Here is a 2323-nt window from a genome sequence, read left to right as displayed (position 1 = left end):
CTGGAGCTGCCGCGCTGCGCGTCGCGGACGTCCGCGCCGGCGGCGTGCAACCGCGTGAGGGCGTCCTCGAGGTCGCGCCGGGCCTCGCGCCCCCGGCTGAGCTGGGTGTCGGCGCTGCTCTGGTGCTGCTCGAGCCGGTTGGCCCACCAGGTCATGGCCTCCGACGCCAGCCGGTAGGAGTCCGCGACCTTGCCCAGCTGCGAGGGCAGCTCGCTGGAGCGCTCGCGGAAGCGGTCGCCGGCCTGGCCGATCCAGGTGACGAGGGCGTCGTCGCCCAGCAGCCCGCGCAGCGTGGACTCGGCGTACTCCGCCTCGTCGCGACCGCGTCCCACTGCCGGCCGATGCGGCGCACCTCCCACGCGTCGCCCGGCGTGGGGTCGCCGAAGCCGAAGACCTCGTGCCAGTCAGACGGACGGGACATCGTCGCTCCTCGTCGTGGTTCCGGAGTCGAGCGGGACCAGGCGGAAGGTGCCGGTCACCGCGTCGAACAGGTCGAGCAGGGCGTCGGCCAGCGGCAGCGACGGCGAGCTCGCCGTGATCAGGAAGGTGCGCTGGTCACGGGGCAGCGGCACGGCCGTCACCATGAACACGTGGCGCAGCAGGCGACCGCCGCCGACCGGGGTGTCCTCGATGCCCTGCACCCGCGGGCAGGCCCCCGCCGTGGGGACGTCGACGACCGACGTCTCGGCGTACGGGGCCAGCGGGTCGTCGGTGCGCGGGACGGCGGCGAACCGCTCGTCCGCGGTCGTGCCCGCGCCGGCCAGCACGTCGTCCACGAGCGAGACGGTCAGCGAGCCGGTGACCGGTCCCTCCTGCGTCGGGAGGCTGAACCCGGCGCAGTAGGACGCGCCGGCGTCCCAGGCCTGCGCGGCCTGCTCGACGAGCAGGCGCTGGATCGCGCTGCGCTGGGGCCACAGTTCGGCGACGTCGCGGACGCGCTCCTCGACGAGCCGGCGGATGGCGTCCTCGCGCAGGGCCGGGTGCAGCTCGAGCTCGTACCAGCTCTCCGGCACCGACACGGCGAAGCCGAGCCGACCGGCGAGGTCTCCGACCGCGGGTCCGCCGGCCACGTCAGCGGGCCTCCAGGCTCGCCGCGAGGTCGTCGTCGGCCTGGCGGTAGGCCGTGGCCGACTCGCTGATCGCGTCGCTGATGGCCTCGACGTTGGCCTTGACCCGGTCGCGGCCGTCCTGCCAGTGACGCTCGAAGTGCTCCAGGGCGTCGAGCAGCTCGTCCGAGCCGAGGGCGTCGGCGCCGGCTGCGACCACGGCGCGGGTGTCGTCCAGCCCCCGGCGCACGTCGGCCATCGACGTCACCAGACGCTCGAGTCCGTCGACGTCGACCTGCAGGTCCGCCATCGATGTCTTCCCCCGTGTGTCCTCGTGCTCACCGGCCCCGCGTCCGTGCACGGCCGGGGCCATTCTGCCCGACCCCCGAGGCGATCGCCATCACGGCCGGTGCGCGGTCGGGTTCGGCCGGAGTGCCGCGCGCCGGCCGCGATCACCGTAGGATTCGGACTCGACAAGGAGGTCACATGATCGAGCTCGCCGTCGCGGTGTCCGCGACCGGCGTCGCCGCCGTGCTGCTCGTCGTCCTCCTCGCCAGCGAGGACAAGCGCCGCCAGCAGGACGCCGCCGGAGCCGCCCCCGCGCAGGACGCGCCCGCACCGCAGGAGGACCCGCAGGCCCGCCGGCGCGAGCTGGTGGTCGCCCAGCGCGAGCCTGGTGACCCTGCTGCGCCGCCGGAGCCGAGCTGCTGATGCCCACGGGCAACCCTGACGAGTACGTCGTCATCACCGCGGTGCGCACCTCGGCGCACGGCAGCGCCGGCGTCGCCGTCCCCGCCGCCCTCGCCCGCTCGGTCAGCGACGTCTCCCCCGCGCTGCGCGGCGCGTACGAGGCGCTGCCCACCACCGTGCGCCTGGTCGTGCTCGACTCGATCGAGGCCACGGGCGTGAACGCGGCGACGACGACGGCACGGACCCGCGGACGCGTGCTCGGCGTCATGACCCGCGACGGACGCATCGCGAGCGTCCCCCAGCTCGGCGAGATCGGCAGCGGGCCGGGCGTGGCCCGCGACGCGGCGTTCGTGCTGAGCGCGCTGTCGCTGCTCGTCGAGATGGCCGTGACCGAGGAGCGTCTGGCCCAGCTCGTCGACGTCACCACGTGGGCGCCGCACCCCGCGCAGGCCGAGCTGCGCGAGTCGGTGCGCAACCACCTGGGCATCATCGACCGCGTCTACGACCCCGTGCGCGGCGGCGACCAGCTGCCCGACGGCACGTGGGGCCTGCTCGCGCCGCACCTGGACCAGGCCGTCGCCGACCAG

General features: G+C 75.2%; 5 protein-coding genes. 2 read left to right on the top strand and 3 right to left on the bottom strand.

Annotated elements, in window-relative coordinates:
- The 3 genes from AC2W7G_RS14005 to AC2W7G_RS13995 form a co-directional block, all read right to left on the bottom strand.
- On the bottom strand, window positions 1-332 hold a 332-nt coding region (locus tag AC2W7G_RS14005), incomplete at its 3' end, for a putative T7SS-secreted protein (protein WP_485868975.1).
- Between the two features lie 72 nt (window positions 333-404).
- The gene (locus AC2W7G_RS14000) at window positions 405-1070 is read right to left on the bottom strand and encodes a hypothetical protein (protein WP_485868974.1); all 666 of its coding nucleotides are present in this window, start codon (window positions 1068-1070) and stop codon (window positions 405-407) included.
- A gap of 1 nt (window position 1071) precedes the next feature.
- The gene (locus tag AC2W7G_RS13995; protein WP_485868973.1) at window positions 1072-1356 is read right to left on the bottom strand and encodes a hypothetical protein; all 285 of its coding nucleotides are present in this window, start codon (window positions 1354-1356) and stop codon (window positions 1072-1074) included.
- 176 nt (window positions 1357-1532) lie between these two features.
- Between AC2W7G_RS13995 and AC2W7G_RS13990 the strand changes: the two genes are divergently transcribed.
- A complete protein-coding gene (locus AC2W7G_RS13990; protein WP_485868972.1) occupies window positions 1533-1757 on the top strand; it encodes a hypothetical protein in 225 nt (74 codons plus the stop codon).
- The coding region (locus AC2W7G_RS13985) for a hypothetical protein (RefSeq protein WP_485868971.1) at window positions 1757-2323 on the top strand (567 nt) is incomplete at its 3' end. The genes AC2W7G_RS13990 and AC2W7G_RS13985, both read left to right, overlap by 1 nt.

The sequence above is a fragment of the Aeromicrobium sp. PFPM2_SD2 genome (assembly GCF_057364525.1).
Note: the sequence above shows the minus strand (reverse complement) of the source record. Positions and strands in the feature narration are given on the sequence as shown.

Excerpts from the sequence above, each read along its gene's own strand:
- AC2W7G_RS13995 (WP_485868973.1), bottom strand. The coding sequence starts at position 1,356 with ATGGCGGACCTGCAGGTCGACGTCGACGGACTCGAGCGTCTGGTGACG.
- AC2W7G_RS13990 (WP_485868972.1), top strand. The coding sequence starts at position 1,533 with ATGATCGAGCTCGCCGTCGCGGTGTCCGCGACCGGCGTCGCCGCCGTG.